The sequence below is a fragment of the Sorangium sp. So ce281 genome (assembly GCF_051527395.1).
GTDB lineage: Bacteria > Myxococcota_A > Polyangia > Polyangiales > Polyangiaceae > Sorangium > Sorangium cellulosum_B.
The window spans coordinates 301970-320139 of record NZ_CP150322.1 but is presented as its reverse complement, the minus strand read 5'-3'; the positions used below and the strand labels follow the sequence as shown (position 1 = coordinate 320139).

The window sequence follows — 18170 nt, the reverse complement described above, 5'->3', positions numbered from 1 at the left end:
GGAACCGACGCGGCGTCAAGGCGGGCGGGCGGCGGGCGCGCCCCGACACGCGAAGTCGCCATCCAGACGTGCGCCGCTTCGATGGCCAGCTCCCGCACCGTCGTATAGCCAAGCCACCAACTCCGAAGCTGCCCCGGCGGGAGGCTGCCTTGGCCGTCCGATGGCGTGCTCGATCGCAAGCTCCCACCAGGATGCGACCGAAATCAGTATCTGCGCGCCGGGATCCTGGACCGCATCGACGACCTCCCGCCGTAAGCGGTTGGGGTCGGCGGCGAACCAGATTGCGACGTGCGTGTCGAGGAGCCACTTCAAGGCTCGTCTCCCTCGAATGCACCCCGGACGTCGTCAGGGCGAGCGGCCGTGGCGGCTCATCCACGGCCACGACGACCCGTTCTGACGATGCCCCGTCGCCCGTCGAGCGCGACACGCGCTGGGTGGCCGGTACCCCTGAGCCCATCTGGCAGCTCGTGCGCGACAACGTTCTGCGCTGCCTGTAGTAGTCTCGGCCGGATCGCTCTTCCCGCGGCGACCGCGGGAGCGACGATCGGAGGTCGAACGTGAAACGGTCTTTCCTCGCCCTCGCGGCGGCGTTGCTCGCGGTGGGCTGCTCGGCGAAGTCGAGGACGTTCTCCGGCGAAGAGCCCCGAGGCGGGGGCGGAAACGACGGCGGCGGCGGCGCGGGCACCGGCGGCAAGAGCGACGGCGGCGGCGGGAACGACGGCGGCGGTGACGCGGGCACCGGCGGCGGGCCGCTGTGCGCCGGCGTGGACTGCAGCCACCTCGACGGCGGCTGCATGCGCGGCGTGTGTATCGAGGGCGAGTGCCTCGCCGCGCCGCGGCGAGCAGGCACCGAGTGCGCGGCCGCGGACGGCGAGTGCGACGCGGCCGACACGTGCGACGGCGCGGGCGAGTGCGTCGCGAACCGCGCGCCGGAGGGCACGGCGTGCACGGGGTGCCCGAGCGGCGCGTGCGGCGGCTGCGCGATGGGGGTGTGCGCCGATGGGCCCGCGGTCACCTGCGGCCTCCGCTTCACCGACGTGACCGCCGCCTCGGGCCTGCCGGCGACGACAGGCAGCTCGGTCGTCGCGTGGCTCGACGTCGAGAACGACGGCGACCCCGACGTGTTCCTGCGCGGCAGCGGCCTGTACATCAACAACGGCGCGGGCGTGTTCACGGAGGGAGCCGCCGCGCGCGGCATCAAGGATCTCGGCACCACCTCCGAGCATTACCCGGTGATCGCCGCCGACTTCGACAACGACGGCGACATGGACATCTTCGTCGCCAACGATACCCGCTACGGCACGATCCCGAACCGGCTCTATCGCAACGACGGCACCGGCACGTTCACGAACGTCGCGCTCTCGGCCAACCTCGAGCTCACGACCACGACGCCCGGCCCGGCCGTGTGGGTCGATCACGATCGCGACAACGACCTCGATCTGTTCTTCGGCTCGGAGTTCGGCACGTCCGCCATGTTCCGGAACGACGGGGCCCTGCCGTTCGCGGATGACAGCGCGCGCTTCAGCACCTTCCTCCAGGGCGACAGCGCGGCGTGGGCCGATCCAGACGCCGACGGCGATCTCGACCTCTACATGGCCACCGGCTCGACCGGAAACGGTAACCGCTTCTTCCGCTTCACGTCGCCGAGCTGGACCGACGTCTCGACATCGGCCGGGCTCGAGGACACGCCGGCGGCCAGCTCCCGCTGGGGCGGCGCGACCTGGATCGATATCGACGCCGACGGCGATCTCGATCTCCTCTCGGTGCGCGACGGGGACGCGGACGATCGGCTCTATTACAATGCCGGCGCCGGCGCGCCGTTCTCCGCCTCCACGGCGGCGAGCGTCGGGCTCGGAGACGGCTCGTTCATGAGCGCGAGCGTGTGGGCCGACTGGGACCAGGACGGCGACCTCGACGCGTACGCGGGCGACACGCTCTACCGCAATGACGCGGGCAGGTTCGTGGCCGCCGGCGCCTCGCTCGGGGTCGCCGCGCAGCAGGTCGGCTCGTTCGCGGACATCGACGGCGACGGCGACCTCGACCTCCTCACCACGAGCTTCGGGGGCACGGCGCTCTACCGCCGCGACGTGACCGGAATGCCTTGTCGCGCGCCGGGCTACGCGGTCGTCCGCGTGCTCACCGATCGCGACGGCAATGCGACCGACGCGAACGTGAGGGAAGATCGCGACGCGATCGGCGCGCGCGTCGACGTGGACCTCGACGGCGACGGGGACTTCCGCGCGGGCGGCTATACAGGGGCCGATCGCGTGGCGACCTACCTCGTGGGCGCCGGCCAGTGGGGCAACCGGCAGCAGAGCCAGCTGCCGCTGATCATCGGGATGGGGGCCGCGGCGTCGGTCGATATCCGCGTGACGTTCCCCGACGGCTCGGTGGTGACACGCAACGACGTCGCCCCGGGCGCGCGCATCACGATCAACGATATCTGAGGAGGGTGGTAAACGAGATCGGCGCCATCTGGCGTGACGGGTGGAGCCGTGCAGGCCGGTCTGCGCGGTGCTTCCGTGGTAGCGGTCTCCGGTGGGGCGGTCAGGCGGCCATGTACACGATCGATCTGGAGAAGCCGATCTGGCATCGCAACAACAGGAACCGCGTCTGGGCAGACGCGTTTCTGAGCGCGTTCGGCGAGTTCGTCGAGGAGGACATCGATCATCAGGCGGCAGCGCAGGATCTCGCCGGCGACGCGGGGATGAGCGTTGCCGACTACCTGGCACGCGGGATCGGAATCACGGTGGAGCGCCCAGGCTGCGCCTTCTGGATCGCCGTCTCCTTCTGGAAGAACGTCGTCACGATCGCAGTTCCGAACCATCCACCGGGCGATGTCGACGCCGCAATCGACGAGCTCGAGCCGTACATCGACTTCTTTGTCCAACGCGGGTTCAAGGCGCTCGACCCCGATACGGGTCATCCGCTCGGTCAGGCAGCGATGCGAGAGAAGCTCGCTGCCGGGTACAGGCGGAGGCAGGGAATGCTCGACACCGTTGCGGCGCTCGTCGGCGGCGAGGTCCCCGGCAAGCCGGCGCCCTGACGAGCGCAAGCTCTGGACATGACTGTGGACGGCGAATTCCGCGCGTCACGACGCCACCAGGGATCCGCATCGCGAGCGGAGAGAGAATTGAACGCAAAGCCGCCAAGAGCGCAAAGGCGCAGCGGTATACAGATCTATTCTTTTTGCGCCTTTGCGCCTTTGCGTTCAATTCTCTCTCAGATCCCTGGCCGGACTCCTGGCGGGCGGAACTAACGCCGCGCCCGCAGCGCGCCGAGCCGCGCTCGCGCCTGCTCCGCGGAGATGGATCGCGGGCGCGCCTTGCCCCAGCGCTCGAGGACAGCCTCGTACGCCGCGGCGGCGCCGCGCAGATCGCCTGTCGCCTCCAGGGCCATGCCCAGATAAAGCCGCGCCTCCGTGGTCGAGAACGGGTCGGCCAGGGCCGCGCACGAGCGCGCAACGCGCGTTAGCGGCCCGATCGCCTCCTGCCCCTTCCCCACGAGCGCGTACACCTTGCCGATGTGCAGATCGAGCAGGAGCCACCGGCCGCTCTCCGACGGGAGCGGCTGGTCGAGCGGCATCGTCTCGAACGCCGCCGCCGCGTCGGCCGCGGTCTCCACGGCGGCGGCGTACGCCTCGGTCCAGAGCAGCCAGCGGTGCTCCGGCTTGATCTCCTGCGCCGCGGCGCGCCACTTCGACTGGACCCGCTCCACCCACGCCGAGCGCGCCGCGTCGTACGCCTCCTGCGTCATCGACGCGGCCCGGAGGCCGTACGGCAAGAACGCGATGGTCCAGTCGGCCGTGGTCGCCGGCTCGGACCAGGCGCTCATCCGGCGGAGGAAATCGTCCGCCACCCGCCCGGCCTCCCGCGGCAAACCCATCTCACGGTAGAGCTCCGCCAGCTTGAGGGCCGGGCTCGCGTGCGCGTCCTGATCGTTCCTGCCGGCGACCTCCCGCTGCCACGCGCGGGCGTGCTCCACCGCCAGCTCGAAATCGCCGTCCAGGACCGCGAGCGAGCTCCGATCGAGCAGCTCCTTCGCCCTCCGCTCGCCCTCGGGGACCGCCGCCCAGCCCTGCTCCAGCGCCACGAGCACGCTCTCGCGCGGCGCGCCCCGCGCGTGGAGCGCCAGCGCCAGGTGCCGGTGCGCCGGCGCCGCCTTCGGATCGATCGAGAGCCAGCGGCGCGCGTGCTCCTCGACTTGCCGGCAATCGCCCTGGCGATGGAGGAGGCGGACCCGGTTCGCGAGGCAGAGCGTCGCGCCGGGCGCCGTCTCGGCGCAGGCCTGGTAGGCGGAGAGCTCCGCCGCGACATCCCCCTTCATCCCGAGCGACTCTCCCTTGAGCCCCCACGCGAGCACGTGGCCCCGGTCCAGGGCGAGCGCCCGATCGTAGGCCTCGACGGCGGCGTCGAACCGGAGCTGCGCGAACCTCGCCCCGCCGAGGTACACGAGGAGCTCCGGATCGGCCGGGAACCTCGCGACAGCGGCCTCGAGCCGCCGCTCCCATGCCACGGCGTCGGAGGGCTGGCGCACGTACGGCTCGGCCGCGTCGAGCAGCGCCATGTCCCGCTCGCCGAGGGCGGCCCGGTGCCGGAGCGCGAGCTGGAAGTGCTCGCGCGCCGCGCCCGGCGTCTGTCGAAACGTCCAGATCGCCACGCGCAGGTGGCCGGCGCCGAGGCCGCGATCCAGCGCGACGGCGCGCTCCATCGCGCGCGCGGCCACGTCCGGCGCGCCGTCACGGTAGGCCTGGAGCGCTTCCTGGTAGAGCGCCGCGGCCTCCGGGTTGCTCGAGGCGGGGCGCGGCGACTCCGGGGCGGCGACGGCTGCGCCGCTCGGCCGGGGCGGCGGCTCCGGGGGACGCCGGAGCACCGCGACCGCGGCGCCTGCGACCGCCGAGGCCACCAGCGCGAGCGCGACGAGCCCGCGCCGGCCCGGGCGCGCGCGCTCGTCGGGTGCGGTCCGCACCGCGACGGCCTCGCCCGACGCGGCCCCGTGCTCCGGCCGCGGCGCAGGCTCCGCACCGGCGGGCGCGGGCGGCGCGCCATCGGGGCGCAGCGACGCCGGGTCGGTCCGGTGCGGCACGGTCGGCTCGAAGCCGATCCCCGCGGGCGTGCCCGCGTGCCCGGCGGCTGGCGCAGGGCCGCCCCGCGCGTTCCCGCTCTCGACCCGCGTCTCGGCCTCTCGCGCCGCGGGCGGCGAGCGCGGCGGGAGGCTCGGCAGCTCGTCCTCGAGCCCCTCCGCGGCGATCAGCGCGCGCCAGAACGCGCCGGCGTCGGGGTACCGGTCGCGCGGAGCGACGCTGAGCGCCCGCGAGAGCACGCGCTCGACCGCGTCCGGCGCCGAGACGCCGCGCGCTCGCAGCGTGGGGCGCAGCGCAGGATCGACGACCACCGAATAGAGCTCGACGATCCCCTCCCCCTCCAGCGCCCGGGCGCCCGTCACGAGCTCCACGAAGACGAGCGCGAGCGCGAAGACATCGGTCCATGGCCCCGTCGCGCCCCGCTGCTTGTCGAACTGCTCCGGGGCGCCGTAGCGGGGCGTGAACACCGACGGCCCTTCCGCGGTGCTCGCGAGCGCCGCGGTGCGCGAGCGCTGATCGCCGATGATCTTGGCGATGCCGAAATCGAGGACCTTGAGCGTCCTCGCGCCCCCCGCCTCGGCGAGGAAGAGGTTCTCCGGCTTGACGTCGCGGTGCGCGATGTTCTGCTCGTGCGCCACCGCGAGGGCGCGCACCGCGGGGTCGAGCAGGCGTATCGCCTCGCGGCGGGACAGGGCGCCGCCGCCTCCGGCGCGCAGGCGCTCGAGGTGGCCGGCGAGCGTCTCGCCGTCCAGCCACTCGAGCACGAGGTAGGGCACGCGAGCGCCGTCCTGGGTCGTGAACGCGCCGATGTCGAGCGCCTGGACGATGCCGGGCGAGAGGCGCGAGAGCTGGAGCAGGAGCCGCCCCTCGTCGCGCAGCCGTCGGACGAAATCCTGCTGCGCCTCGGGCGAGAGCTCGTCGGGCAGCCTGAGGCACTTGATCGCGACGGGCGCGTCGAACCCCTCGTGCACGCCGCGATAGACGACGCCGAACCCGCCGGCGCCGACGGCGGAGAGGACACGGTATTTGCCGTCGATCGTGGCCCCGCAGAGCCGAAATACGTCGCGCTGGGCGCCGGACATCGGCGGAAGTATACGCCATCTCCGGAGGACAGACTCAGGGCGACTCGGCGTTCGCCATGGCGGCCCTTAGCCGGCCGCAGGCGTCCACGAACCCGGTCGAGAGGATTTGGTCGAGGTGCCAGAAGTTCCTCTGCCGCTCGTGCTCGTAGAACCGGGCGATCGTCACCAGGAGCAGGTCCACGCACAGCGCCGGGTCGCGCCAGGCGAGCTCCGTCCGCGGCCCGCTCCGCGACCCGCTCCGCGGCCCGCCCGCGCACGACGCGGCGAGCGTCCGCTCGAGCACCGCGGCGACCTGCGCGAGCTGCAGGACCATCCGGCGGCATGCGCTCGCGCGGATCCCTCCGCCCTTGGCAGCCACCGGCCGCAGCGTGTCGTCGAACGCCGTCGCGAGCTCGCGCCACAGCAGCGCGCCCGCCTGATCCACCGCCTCCTTGAGCCCCGCAGCCGGAACGCGCGGCGAGAGCGCGTCGACGAGGCGGGCGCGCGCCCCCTCGTCCTCGGCCAGCGCGCGGTACGGCTTCGACCAGCGGGCGACCTGGCGGCGAACGTCGCCCACCGTCAGATCGAGCTTGAGGCCCGTGATGGGGAGCAGCGACGCGTCCGGCAGCTTCAAGGAAGGCCTGTGCCACGCGTACTTGCTCTCCATGAAATCGGCGAGCATCTCGGCGATGCCGTTGCTCGCGGCCACCTGGAGTCGCGCCCTGATGTCGGCCTCGGCGAAGCGGAGCAGCGCCGCCTCGTCGAGCTCGGTGCGGCCCCCGCGCTCGACGAAGGCCGAGGCGATGCCGGGGCCGACCGCGCCGGGAAAGACGGTGTCGAGCGCGAGGGGCTCCTCGATCCGCGGCAGCACCGCGTACTCCCACTCGAACTCGGCCAGCGCCTCCTGCCACGCATGGCCCCAGGCGTCATGAACCACGTAGTCCTCGACCTCCGGCGTCCGGAGGACCATCACCATGGTGGCGAGGGTCTGAGTGACGACCTCCGTCGGGACCGCGGCCGCGTCCGCGAGGGAGCGCGCGAGCGCCGGATCGATGGCCGCGCGGTCGAAGTAGCCGAACGCGGGAAACCGCGCCGTCGCCGCGGTGTTCGTGTCGTCGCATCGGGCGATGAAGGCGGAGATGGCGCGCCGCTCCTCCTCCGGGCGCTCGTCCCAGCCGGGCACCTCGAGCCGCGGCGCCTCGCCGGAGCCCGCTCCGGGCGAGCCGGTCACAGGCGCCGACGCGCGGATGCACAGGAAGATCGCGGTCGACGTCATGAGCAGATCCACGTCGCCCGGGCGCCACGGCAGCGGGCCGTAGATCGCGCTCATGAGCTCGGCGCACGCGGCGGGCGACGCGCCCCCCTTCGCGGCGAGCTGCGAGGCGATCGCCTTCGTGATCGCGTGCTTCACCGCGAGGTTGGAGGTCATGTGATCCATCGCGGCCTCGACCTGCGCGAGCTCCGCCTCGTCCCACCCGAGCGCCTCTCGCAGCGCCCGCCGGACGCGCGGGATCCCCTCGCTGCCCTCCGGCAGATCGAGCGGGAAATCGAGGAGCGGGCGCGACGCGACGGTATCGATGAGCGGCGCGGAGCTGCTGCCGGCGAACCGGAGCCAGAGCAGCACCGCCTCGGTGAACCAGGCCCGGAACGACGCGCTCGCCGCGTGGAACTCGTCCGGGGTCGGCTCGCTCAGGGCGTCGATGCCGCGCATCAGCCGGTCGTGAAGATCGCGCCCCCTCGCCTCCCGCTCCTCGCGGCTGCCCGTCGTCGCGTCCTGCAGCTCCTCGATGTCGGCGAGCAGATCGAGCGTGGGCCCCCACGCGGCCGGGAGCGCCGGCTCGAAGAGGGCTGCCGCGCACAGGATGGGCGTCGAGGGCTGAGACCTTCCGTTCTGCTGGTCCATGGCCTTTCCTTGGAGAGGGGTGCGACCTCCCATCGCATCACAGGCGCATGCCCTGAGCAAGGCCCCGGACCAGCACGTCCGAGGGAGAAGACGGGAGCCTCGCGGCACACACCGCAGGTTCGTGTCCTCGGGCCTGCGCTTCGTCTTCGTCATCATCCGTCATCTTCGCCCCTCGCGCAGAGCGCGCGAGCTCCACCATGAACGCTGGCGTTCGCTTCGGGACCGCTCTAGTTTCGCGCGCCCGCGGTCCCTTCCGGGATCGCCGGCGCACGAAGCAAGGAAAGAACCCCCCATGCGCGTCTACATCATCGGCGCGGGCCCGGGCGATCCCGGGCTCATCACGGTCCGCGGCGCCGAGCTCGTCGCTCGCTGCCCGGTCGTCATGTACACGGGCTCGCTCGTCCCCCAGGAGATCGTCGCGTCCGCGCGGCCGGACGCCCGGGTCATCGACTCCTCCGGCATGACCCTCGACCAGATCGTGGAGGTCCTCGTCGAGGCCAGGGACGCAGGGCACGACGTGGCGCGCGTCCACACGGGCGATCCCGTCCTCTTCGGGTCGACGGCCGAGCAGATGCGCCGGATGGATGCGCTCGGGATACCGTATGAGATCATCCCCGGCGTCTCGTCCTTCACCGCGGCGGCCGCGGCGCTCGGGCGCGAGCTCACGCTGCCCGAGCTCTCGCAGACCGTCATCCTGACGCGCGCCGAGGGGCGCACGCCGGTGCCGCCCGCCGAGCGGCTCGAGGAGCTCGCCCGCCACCAGGCGACCCTGTGCCTGTTCCTGAGCATCACCCTGCTCAAGGACGTGGCCGCGGCCCTCACCCCGGCGTACGGCGCCGATTGCCCGGTCGCGGTGGTGCACAAGGCGAGCTGCCCCGATCAGAAGATCGTGAGAGGCACGCTCGCCGACATCCGGGACAAGGTGCGGGCCGAGGGCATCAAGAGCCAGTCGATGATCCTGGTCGGCCGGGTGCTCACCTCCACCGATTTCGCCGACTCGCGGCTCTATGATCCGGAGTTCAGCCACCGCTTCCGCAAGGCCGAGAAGAAGCTCCTCGTCCCTGGCACGCCCGAGGAGGACTCGTGAGCGCGGAGGAGAGCGCCGGAGCGGCGGCAGGTCGACGAGGGCTCGTCATCGTCTATACGGGCCACGGCAAGGGCAAGACGACGGCCGCGCTCGGCATGGTGTTCCGCGCGCTCGGCCGGGGCATGCGCGTCGCGGTCGTGCAGTTCATCAAGGGGAAGTGGAAGACGGGAGAGCGGCTGTTCGCCGAGACGCTCCCCAACCTGACGTTCCTCGTCATGGGGCGCGGCTTCACCTGGGAGAGCGACGATCTCTCGCGCGACAAGGCCGCGGCGCGCGCGGCCTTCCAGGAGGCCGCGGCGCTCATCGCGGGCGGCGAGCAGGACATCGTGGTGCTCGACGAGATCACGTATGCGCTCCATTACGGCTTCGTCGCCGAGGACGAGCTGCTCGCGGCGCTGCGCGCGAGGCCCGCGCACGTGCACGTCGTGATCACCGGCAGGAACGCGCCCGACGCGCTCCTCGCGCTCGCCGACCTGGTGACGGAGATGAAGTCGGTGAAGCACCCGTTCGAGCAGGGGCAAAAGGCCCAGATCGGAGTCGATTTCTGATGTCCCGGGCCATCCCCCGGCTCGTCGTCGCCGGCACGGCGAGCGGCGTCGGCAAGACGACCGCCACGGTGGCGATCGCGCGCGCGCTCCGCGCCCGCGGCCTGCGGGTCGCGCTGTTCAAATGCGGCCCCGACTACCTGGATCCGACGTACCACGCCCGCGCCGTGGCCGGGACATCGCACAACCTCGACGGCTGGATGATGGGCCGGGAAGCGGTCCTGTCGACGTTCGCGGCGGAGGCCGCCGACGCCGACGTCGCGCTGATCGAGGGGGTGATGGGGCTGTTCGACGGGGCGAGCCCGACCGGGGAGGAGGGCTCGACCGCCGAGATCGCGAAGTGGCTCGAGGCGCCGGTCGCGCTCGTGATCGACGCGTCCGGGATGGCCCGCAGCGTCGCGGCGCTCGTCCAGGGCTTCGCGGGCTTCGATCCGGCGCTGCGCGTCGCCGCTGTCGTGTGCAACCAGGTCGGCAGCCGCGGCCACCTCGACATCCTCCGACAGGCGCAGGCGCAGGTGAACCGGTCGCTGCCGGTCCTCGGCGGCCTGCCGCGGGACGAGGCGCAGCGCTTCCCCGAGCGCCACCTCGGCCTGCGCACGGCCGACGAGGCCGCGCTCCCCGAGGAGCGCCTCGACCACTGGGGCGCGCAGGCCGAGGCGTGGATCGGGCTCGACGCGCTGCTCGAGATCGCGCGCGGGGCGGCGCCCTTGCCGGCGGCCGACGCGGCGGCGACGCCGGTGCTGGGGTCATTTGAACATGAAGGCGGGAAGGCGGGAAGAAAATCATCAATGATCTTCCAGCCTTCCCGCCTTCATGTGACATCTCTCCGGGCAAATGCCCCCACCACCCAGCGCGGCCGGGCGCGCATCGGCGTGGCGTTCGACGAGGCCTTCCACTTCTACTACGCGGACAACCTGCGCCGCCTCGAGGCCGCGGGCGCCGAGCTCGTGAGGTTCTCGCCGATCCGCGATGCGCGGCTGCCCGACGTCGACGCGCTCTACCTCGGCGGCGGCTACCCCGAGGTGCACGCGGAGCGCCTCTCCGACAACGCGGCCCTGCGCGCCGAGATCCGCGCGTTCGCCGGCCGTGGGGGCCCGATCTACGCCGAGTGCGGCGGGCTCATGTACCTGACCGAGGCGATCCGCACGCTGGACGGGCGCGCGCACCCCATGGTCGGGCTCGTGCCCGCGGAGGCCGCGATGTGCGAGAAGCTGCAGGCGCTCGGGTACGTGGAGGTCGAGACGCAGGCGCGCACGATCCTCGGCGGCGCGGGGCTCCGCTTCCGCGGGCACCAGTTCCGCTACTCCGAGCTCCGCCCGTCGCAGCGCGCGGCGCCGGCCGAGCCGGCCGCGGCGCCGGCCGAGCCTCCGCCCGCGCAAGCGCCGCCGCCCGAGCACGCGCCCTTGCCGATCGAGCACGCCTACTCCGTGCGGCGCCGGCGCGGCGGCCAGGTCGCGCGCGAGGGGTACCGGGCGGGGAGCGTCCTCGCCTCCTACGTGCACGCGCACTGGGCCTCGAACCCGCTCGTCCCCGAGGGGCTCGTCGCGAGCGCCGCCGCGCACCGGAAGGAGCGCGCGCGATGAGCGGCCAGGGCACGGCGCCGCGCCGGGTCGCCCTCATCGGCGGCGGCGTGCGCTCCGGCAAGAGCGCGTTCGCGCTCTCCCTCGCGCGCTCGCTCGGCGAGCGCCGCGCCTTCATCGCGACGGCCGAGCCGTTCGACGACGAGATGCGAGCGCGCATCGACGCGCACGTCCGCGAGCGAGGCGGCGCGTTCCTCACCGTCGAGGAGCCGATCGCGCTCCCCGAGCGCATCGCCTCGCTCTCCGGCGTCGACGTCGTCGTCGTCGACTGCCTCACGCTCTGGCTCTCGAACCTGCTGCTCCGCGACGAGACCGAGGGCCGCGCGCTCGGGCCCATCGAGGAGCGCATCGAGGCGCTCGCCGCTGCCGTCGAGTCGGCGACGCCGCACGTCGTCCTCGTCTCGAACGAGGTCGGCATGGGCGTGGTCCCGGAGAGCCGGCTCGGCCGCGCGTTCCGCGACCTCGCGGGGCGCGCGCACCAGCGGCTCGGCCGCTCGGCCAGCGAGCTCTACGTGGCCGTGATGGGCGCGATCCTCCGCCTGCGCCCCGGCCCGGTCGCGCTCGTCGGCGGCGGCGAGGACGCGCGATGACGGCCGCCGCCGCGCTGCTCGTCGCGGTCGCGTTCGACCTCGCCTGCGGCGAGCCCCCCGCCGCCGTCCACCCCGTCGTGTGGATGGGCTCCGCGATCCAGGCCCTGAAGCGCGCCGCGCCCACGGGCGGCCGCGCCGCGGAGCTCCTCTTCGGCGCGCTCATGGCCCTCGCCGTCCCCTGCCTCTTCGCCGCGCTGGGCGCCGGCGTCGCGGCGCTGCTCGCCCCGCACCCCGTCCTCGCGCTCGCTTTGTCAGGTCTCTTGCTGAAGCCCACCTTCGCGCTCCGCGCGCTCCGCGACGCGGCCTTCGGCGTGCGCGACGCCCTCGAAGCGGGCGACGTCACCGGGGCCCGCGGCGCGCTGCGGAGCCTCTGCAGCCGCGACCCGTCGGAGCTCGACGAGCCCGCGCTGGTCGCCGCGTCGGTCGAGTCGGTCGCGGAGAACGCGTCGGACAGCTTCGTCGCGCCGCTCTTCTATTTCGCCCTCTTCGGGCTCCCCGGCGCGCTCTTCTACCGCGCTGTGAACACGCTCGACGCGATGATCGGCTACCACGGCCGCTACGAGTACCTCGGCAAGGCGTCGGCGCGGCTCGACGACGCGCTGAACTTCGTGCCGGCGCGGCTCACCGCGCTCCTCCTGCTCGCCGCCGGGTGGCTCCGCGGCGCCGACGCGCGCCGCGGCCTCGCCGTGCTCCTGCGCGACGGCGGCCTCACCGAGAGCCCGAACGCCGGCCGGCCCATGGCGGCGATGGCCGGGCTGCTCCGGGTCGAGCTCGAGAAGCGCGGCCACTACCGCCTCGGCGACCCCGTGGAGCCGCTCCGGCGGGGGCTCATCGACGAGGCCTGCCGGATCGTGGTGCTCGCGGCGCTGCTCTTCGCCGGGCTCGCGGCGGCCCTGCTGGCGGCGGTTTCCTTTGGGCTTGGACAGGAGCTCTTCCGATGACGGCGCTCACGGTGATGGTGCAAGGCACGGCGTCCTCGGTCGGCAAGAGCCTCCTCTGCACGGCGCTCTGCCGAATGTTCCAGCGGCGGGGCCTCCGGGTCGCGCCGTTCAAGTCGCAGAACATGGCGCTGAACTCGTTCGCGACCCTGGACGGCGGCGAGATCGGCCGGGCGCAGGCGGTGCAGGCCGAGGCGGCGCGCGTCGCGCCGACGGTCGACATGAACCCGGTGCTGCTCAAGCCCGAGGGCGACTCCCGCTCCCAGGTGATCGTGCTCGGCAAGCCGGTCGGCAGCCTGCACGCGCGCGACTACTTCGCGTACCGGGGAGAGCTCAAGGACATCATCGCCCGCTCGCTCGGGCGGCTGCGCGAGGCGCACGACGTCGTTGTGATCGAGGGGGCGGGCAGCCCCGCGGAGATCAACCTGAAGGACCGCGACATCGTGAACATGCACGTCGCGCGCGCCGCCGACGCGCCGGTGCTGCTCGCCGGCGACATCGACCGAGGCGGCGTGTTCGCGGCGCTTGTCGGGACGATGGCGCTGCTCGAGCCCGACGAGCGCGCGCGTGTGGCCGCGTTCGTGATCAACAAGTTCCGCGGCGACCTCAAGCTGCTGGAGCCGGGGCTCGACATGCTGACGGCGCGGACGGGCGTCCCGGTGCTCGGCGTGGTGCCTTACCTGAAGCAGCTGCGCATCGCGGACGAGGACTCGGTGTCGCTGGAGGGCCGGCGGCGCCGGGCGCCGGCGGGCCCGGGAGAGCTCGACATCGCGGTGGTCCGGCTGCCGCGGATATCGAATTACGACGACGTGGAGCCGCTGGAGCACGAGCCCGGCGTGGTGGTGCGGTTCATCGAGCGGCCGGACGAGATCGGCGATGCAGACCTCGTGCTGCTCCCCGGGACGAAGAGCACGATGGCCGATCTCGCGTGGCTGCGCGCGAGCGGCCTCGCGGAGGCGGTCGCGGCGCGCGCCCGGCAGGGCGGCTGGACGCTCGGGATCTGCGGCGGCTGCCAGATGCTCGGCGGGGCGATCGAGGATCCGGAAGGCGTCGAGTCGGCCGAGCCGGCGGCGCGCGGGCTGGGGCTAATCGAGGTGTGGACGCGGTTCGAGCGGACCAAGACGGTGGCGCAGGTGCGGGCGCGGCTCGCGGGCGGCTCGTTCCTGGGGGCGGCCGGCGCGGCGAGCGCGGGAGAGGCCGAGGGCGAGGGCGCCGGAGAGCTGACCGGCTACGAGATCCACATGGGCCGCGTGGAGCGGGTGGGCGGCGCGGCCGCGGCGTTCGCGATCGGGTCGAGGGGCGGCAAGGCCGAGGCGGCGCTCGACGGGGCCGTCTCGGCGGACGGCGCCGTGGTCGGCACGATGATCCACGGGATCCTCGACAACGACGGACTCCGGCGGTCGCTCCTCGCGGCGCTGCGCGAGCGGAGAGGGCTCCCCGGGGCCGCGGGCGAGCCGGCGATACCGAGCCGGCACGAGGAGTACGATCGGCTCGCGAATGCGGTGGAGGCGAGCCTCGACCGGGGGCTGCTCGACCGCATCGTGGGGCTCGACTGGCGCTGAGCGGCGCCCCGACGACCGGGCTCGCCGCGGCTCACTCCTTCGTGAACCTCATGTAGTGCTTGATGGGCCCCGACACGTTCTCTCCCGCCGACGTCGGCATACCCATCGTGAACGAGGATCCCTGCGCGCAGAACGGGCTCTCCTCGGGCTCGTCGCCCTCGAGGGTCAAGATGGAGCCGGAGACCGACCAGGTGCCCGTGAACGTCGTCGTGTCCCGCCCGAAGACAAACGTACACGCGCAGTCGGCGCCCGCTTGAGCGCACTCCGCCGAGGTGATGGGCGACTCCTTCCCACCTGCGGCCCCCTGCATTTTCACGCTGAGCTGCGCGCACGTGATCGGGATGTCCTCGGCCGCGAGGCACGCCGCAGGGTACACCACCTTGATCGGCCCTTGCTGCGTGATGGTCGTGACATAGGTGGTATCGGCCCGGAATTCGGCGCGTCCGCTCACCACCATGCCGCTGCTGTCGATCTCCGCGTCACACCCCTCGTCGAGGTCCTCGAACATCGCGGGATCCAGGCACGCCTCATCCATCGTCCACGTTCCTGTCGGATCGCCGCCGCACGCCGCGACCAGCCCGCAGGAGGGGCCTTCTTCCTTGCTCTTTCCCTCGTCGTCGACGCTGCCGCCGCACGCGGACAGCGCCAGCAGGGATTTCACGATCACGGCCCAGCACGCACGAGAAACCCATTTCATCCCATCCTCCATGGCAACGAGCCAGCCCCCAGCACATGCCGTGCATAGCACGGGAGGCGTCATGGCTTGCGGGGAAGCGGAGCCTCTGATCACGCTGTCACGGCGGCGTGCCTTCCGGGCAACAATAGTCGAGGCTCGTCAGCGGTACGCACCCGGGCGGCGGTTCTTTCCCTATCTTGCACGTCGCCCAGTCCGGAGGGTCGCCGAAGTAGGTGCAGGACTCGACGTCCGCGGCCACCACCGCGCAGTCCGCGCCTCCGGTCCTCCGGCACTGCGTATACGCCGTCCACTCGGGCCTGCACGCCGGCGCCCACAGGCCGAAGAAGTTCTCGTCTGCTCCGCAGGCGAGCTGCGCGGGCTCCTGGGCCGCCAGGCAGGCGTGGTAGGCGTCGAACTCGGCAAAACACGCCTCCGTCGGGTACTGGTCCACCGCCACGAAGCACGCGATCGAGCAGTTCTTCGGCGCGCAGGCGGCGCTGAACACGTCGCACGCGTCCTCGCACACCGCTGTCGACCGAGCCTCCGAGTACCCTTCTACGCCCCCGCCCTCTCCAGCTCCCCCGCCGCTCGAACCGCCGCCACAGGCGACAAGAGCCGCTGCGAACAACATCCCCGCAGTTCCGAAAATTTCAGCACGAACAGCAATTTTAACAGAACCAGGAACAGGCCAAACGCTCATTCCGCGCCCGCACTGCAAGTGCGTGAGCCGCCCCGGCGAGCGCGCATCGAGGCGCTCATCCGGACGCCGGCGGCGGGGCGAGGTGGGGGCCGCGCCGCCCTCACCCCCCCCGGCATCCGCGCAGGCGCTGGCTTCGATGATGTCCCGTGGCGCCTTCTCCTCGCCGCCGTTTCGCGCCATCGTGCTCGCGGGATGAACAGGGCACGAACGATCCACGGCGGCCGGGCGCGGCGGGCTCCCCGCGCGATGGCGGCGCTCCCGGCGCTGCTCGCCGTCCTCTCGGGCTGCGGGGACCGGCAACCCCAGCCGGGCGGCGGTCCCGGCGATGGCGGCCCCGCCGCCCCGCAGCCGCCGCCCGACGCGGCGGCGTCCTCATCGGCGCCCGCGCCGACCGCCTCCTCGTTCGCCGCCGCCTCCGCGCACCCGGCCGTGCCGACCGCGGTGCCGAGCGCGTCGAGCGACGTGGTCGCGGGCGCGTCGCAGCGGTACGAGTCCGGGCCCTCGGTGATCGCGTCCGACAGCATCGACGGCGCCGCCCTCAGGAAGCGGCACGTCGAGCGCATCAAGGCCGACGACTCGCCCGTCACCGTGCTCCGCGGCCAGGGCCCCCTGGAGCTCGGCAAGCGCATCTGCGAGGCGGTGGTGCCGAGGCGCCCCGCGGCGACTCCCGTGCTCCTCAAGCCGAACATCTGCGGGTTCGACAGCGTGAAGGACCCGGCGAAGCACAAGGGCGACGATGGCGTAACGGGCAGAATCACCCAGCCGGAGTTCGTTCGAGGCGTCGTGCAGTGCCTCAAGGCGCGCGGGCACACGAAGATCACGATCGCGGAGGGCTGCGGCCACTCGCACAAGTTCTGGAAGGACATCGCGCAGCGCACCGGCTACGAGGCGATGGCCGCGGAGGAGGGCGCCGCGCTCGTCGCGATGGACGACGACGGGGTCTACGACGTCGCCGGGGACAGGCCCGGAAAGCCGCTCGCCATCCGCGGCATCCAGGCGACCCACGTCCCGACGCTGCTCATGCCGAAGGTGCTGGCAGAGCACCTCGACCACGGGCTCTTCCTGTCGCTCCCCCGGCTCAAGATGCACCGGTACGCGGTCATCTCCGCCGGCATCAAGGGCATGCAGGGCACGGTCATGCTGTCGGACAGCGCGCCTGCGTACAAGCAGAAGTGGAGGATGCACAGGGAGCTCAAGGGGTACCTGGACACGAAGGCCGCGGGCCAGGAGGATAGAGCTCTTTACTTATCGTCGCTCCGCGTCTTCGCCGAGCGGATGGTCGACGTGCTCGAGATATCCGCGCCGGACGCGGTGCTCGGCGACGGCGCGCCGGCGATGGGCGGAGACGGCTTCCAGGTCCTCTACCCCACGGCGGAGATGGTGGCCGTCGGCGGCACGAACCCGGTGCGGGTCGACCGCGTGGCGGCGGAGCTCCTCGGCGTGTGGAACAGCCCCGCGCTCGCGCGCGAGCTCGGCGGCCACCGGACCTCGCCGCTCATCGACGCCGCGGCGAAGCGCTTCGGGCTGGAGCTCAAGGCGACGGCGATCACGGGAGACGGGGCAGATCTCCTGAAGAGCCCGAGGCCCGTGCATTACAAGGCGATGGCGCCCTTCCGGCTCGACTGGGAGCCCGGACAGGCAGCCTTGCCCGGCGGGCCCGCCAAGGGCCTGGATCCCGCGCCGCCGGCCTCGCAGGAGGCGCCCGAGGGGAAGCAGGGCGGCGGGTCGGACGGAGGCCCTGCGAAGCCGGAGGCGCACGCGTCACCGCTGCCGCCGGGAGAGCAGATCGTGCTCGACGGAAAGGCCGACGACGCGGCGTGGAGCCGCGCGAAGGCCGTGTTGTGGGACACCGACTATGCCGGCAAGCCCACCGGATACCCCACGCGGGCGCGCTTCCTCTGGTCGAAGCAGGGGCTCCACGCGCTCTTCGAGCTCTCGAACGCAGGGCTCAACACGGATCGCTCGAAGCCGGTCGGCGCGGAGCGACATGGTCTTTACAAAGAGGACTGCATCGAGCTCTTCCTGACGCCGGCCCCGGGCTCGCCGAGGCGGTATTTCGAGGTGGAGATCGGGCCGTTCGGTCATTTCTTCGATATCGCCATCGACCGCGACGCGCGCCAGGAAGACACGGCGTGGTCGAGCGGCGCGACGATCGCGACGCGCCAGGACGCGCAGGCGCGCACGGCCGTCATCGAGGCGCTGCTGGCGGCGCCGGGGATCGTGGACGCGCTCGCCCCGAACGCGCGGCTGCCCATGAACCTGTACCGGATGGAGGGCAAGGATCCGCGGCAGTACCTCGCGTGGAGCCCGCCCCGCACGAGCAAGCCGAACTTCCATGTCCCCGAGGCGTTTGGAACGCTCGTGATCGATCCCTGAGCCGGACAGGCATTCCAGCCATCGCTTCGCTGGTGACGGAGCACGCTCCGCGGATTTGACCCGGCGGCG

The 18170-nt window shown here is 72.6% G+C and carries 14 protein-coding genes; 9 read left to right on the top strand and 5 right to left on the bottom strand.

All coding sequences use genetic code 11. The features are described 5' to 3' along the window. Positions 1–15: 15 nt before the first annotated feature. A complete protein-coding gene (locus WMF27_RS01210; protein ID WP_437762094.1) occupies positions 16–312 on the bottom strand; it encodes a hypothetical protein in 297 nt (98 codons plus the stop codon). Between the two features lie 245 nt (positions 313–557). Between WMF27_RS01210 and WMF27_RS01205 the strand changes: the two genes are divergently transcribed. Both WMF27_RS01205 and WMF27_RS01200 read left to right on the top strand, forming a co-directional pair. Continuing rightward, positions 558–2447: an FG-GAP-like repeat-containing protein gene (locus WMF27_RS01205; RefSeq protein WP_437762095.1), complete on the top strand. Its 1890-nt coding sequence runs from the start codon at positions 558–560 to the stop codon at positions 2445–2447. Between the two features lie 110 nt (positions 2448–2557). Next, positions 2558–3046 carry a hypothetical protein gene (locus WMF27_RS01200; protein WP_437762096.1) on the top strand — a complete coding sequence of 163 codons (489 nt, stop codon included), beginning with the start codon at positions 2558–2560 and terminating at the stop codon, positions 3044–3046. A gap of 209 nt (positions 3047–3255) precedes the next feature. On the opposite strand, the gene WMF27_RS01195 is transcribed toward WMF27_RS01200, so the two are convergent. Together WMF27_RS01195 and WMF27_RS01190 are read right to left on the bottom strand one after the other, a co-directional pair. After that, positions 3256–6165 (bottom strand): protein kinase domain-containing protein, encoded by a 2910-nt coding sequence (locus WMF27_RS01195; RefSeq protein ID WP_437762097.1) that lies wholly within the window; start codon positions 6163–6165, stop codon positions 3256–3258. A gap of 34 nt (positions 6166–6199) precedes the next feature. After that, positions 6200–8047 carry a hypothetical protein gene (locus WMF27_RS01190; protein ID WP_437762098.1) on the bottom strand — a complete coding sequence of 616 codons (1848 nt, stop codon included), beginning with the start codon at positions 8045–8047 and terminating at the stop codon, positions 6200–6202. A 292-nt stretch (positions 8048–8339) separates the two neighbouring features. On the opposite strand from WMF27_RS01190, the gene cobM reads away from it, so the two are divergent. Genes cobM through WMF27_RS01160 form a run of 6 tightly spaced genes read left to right on the top strand, consistent with a single transcriptional unit; the run spans position 8340 to position 14349 of the window. Beyond that, positions 8340–9134 carry a precorrin-4 C(11)-methyltransferase gene (gene cobM, locus WMF27_RS01185; protein WP_437762099.1) on the top strand — a complete coding sequence of 265 codons (795 nt, stop codon included), beginning with the start codon at positions 8340–8342 and terminating at the stop codon, positions 9132–9134. After that, entirely contained in the window at positions 9131–9682 is a 552-nt protein-coding gene (cobO, locus tag WMF27_RS01180) for a cob(I)yrinic acid a,c-diamide adenosyltransferase (protein ID WP_437762100.1), read from the top strand. The genes cobM and cobO overlap by 4 nt, the downstream gene beginning before the upstream one ends. After that, positions 9682–11262, top strand: coding sequence for a cobyrinate a,c-diamide synthase (locus WMF27_RS01175; RefSeq protein WP_437762101.1), 1581 nt, complete (start codon positions 9682–9684; stop codon positions 11260–11262). Before cobO ends, WMF27_RS01175 begins: the two co-directional genes overlap by 1 nt. Continuing rightward, complete coding sequence (gene cobU / locus WMF27_RS01170) at positions 11259–11849, top strand: bifunctional adenosylcobinamide kinase/adenosylcobinamide-phosphate guanylyltransferase (RefSeq protein ID WP_437762102.1); 591 nt, start codon at positions 11259–11261, stop codon at positions 11847–11849. Before WMF27_RS01175 ends, cobU begins: the two co-directional genes overlap by 4 nt. Beyond that, positions 11846–12790, top strand: coding sequence for an adenosylcobinamide-phosphate synthase CbiB (cbiB, locus tag WMF27_RS01165; RefSeq protein WP_437762103.1), 945 nt, complete (start codon positions 11846–11848; stop codon positions 12788–12790). The genes cobU and cbiB overlap by 4 nt, the downstream gene beginning before the upstream one ends. Continuing rightward, a complete protein-coding gene (locus WMF27_RS01160) occupies positions 12787–14349 on the top strand; it encodes a cobyric acid synthase (protein ID WP_437762104.1) in 1563 nt (520 codons plus the stop codon). Before cbiB ends, WMF27_RS01160 begins: the two co-directional genes overlap by 4 nt. 31 nt (positions 14350–14380) lie before the next feature. Here WMF27_RS01160 and WMF27_RS01155 read toward each other — a convergent pair whose 3' ends face one another. Together WMF27_RS01155 and WMF27_RS01150 are read right to left on the bottom strand one after the other, a co-directional pair. Beyond that, a complete protein-coding gene (locus tag WMF27_RS01155) occupies positions 14381–15010 on the bottom strand; it encodes a hypothetical protein (protein ID WP_437762105.1) in 630 nt (209 codons plus the stop codon). 133 nt (positions 15011–15143) lie between these two features. Further along, positions 15144–15551 (bottom strand): hypothetical protein, encoded by a 408-nt coding sequence (locus WMF27_RS01150; RefSeq protein ID WP_437762106.1) that lies wholly within the window; start codon positions 15549–15551, stop codon positions 15144–15146. Positions 15552–15971: 420 nt separating this feature from the next. On the opposite strand from WMF27_RS01150, the gene WMF27_RS01145 reads away from it, so the two are divergent. Further along, positions 15972–18101, top strand: a complete 2130-nt coding sequence (locus tag WMF27_RS01145; RefSeq protein ID WP_437762107.1) for a DUF362 domain-containing protein — start codon at positions 15972–15974, stop codon at positions 18099–18101. The last annotated feature ends 69 nt before the right edge of the window (positions 18102–18170 follow it).